The sequence below is a fragment of the Streptomyces murinus genome (assembly GCF_002154555.1).
GTDB lineage: Bacteria > Actinomycetota > Actinomycetes > Streptomycetales > Streptomycetaceae > Streptomyces > Streptomyces murinus.
The window spans coordinates 1-739 of record NZ_MUNF01000810.1; the positions used below are offsets into that span (position 1 = coordinate 1).

Consider the following 739-nt stretch of genomic DNA (forward strand, 5'->3'; position numbering starts at 1 on the left):
CGCTCTTGGGGCGGGCGTACTCGAACGCCGGGGGAATCATGCCGTCGCCTCCCTCACCGCGCGCCACACCCGCTCCGGGGTGCAGGGCATCCGTACATCGGTCACGCCCAGCGGTCGCAGCGCGTCCACGACGGCGTTGACCACGGCGGGCGNNCGGGGGTCTCGGTGCGGTCGGTCACGAACTCCGGCAGATCGGCGGCCGAGGGCACGAGATAGTCGGCCATGCTGCCGGAGACCAGGTTGCCCTCGTCGTCGTAGACGGCCTCCTCGTACAGCGCCTGCGCGATGCCCTGCGCGAGCCCGCCGTGCACCTGCCCCTCGACGATCATCGGATTGACCACATGGCCGACATCGTCCACGCAGACGTACGACCTGATCCGGGTCCGCCCGGTCTCGGTGTCGACCTCGACCGCGCACAGATGGGTGCCGTGCGGGAAGGAGAAGTTCTCCGGGTCGACCACGTGCTCGGCGTTGATGGACGGCTCCACCCCGTCGGGCAGATCGTGGTTGGTGAACGCCTCGAAGGCGATCTCCTGGATGGACCTGCGGGCCTCCGGGGAGCCCTTCACGGAGAAGACGCCCTCCCGGAACTCCAGGTCCTGCTCGCTCGCCTCCAGCAGATGCGCGGCCACCTTGCGGGCCTTGTCGACCACCGTGGTCGCCGCCCGGTGCACGGCCTCGCCGCCGACGGCCAGCGAGCGCGAACCGTAGGTGTCCATGCCCTGCGGACAGGACCTGG

1 pseudogene is annotated in these 739 nt (G+C 70.3%); it reads right to left on the bottom strand.

The window, feature by feature from the left end:
- Positions 1 to 36: 36 nt before the first annotated feature.
- Positions 37 to 739: pseudogene (locus CCN72_RS35305) on the bottom strand (molybdopterin cofactor-binding domain-containing protein); the annotation flags it as partial.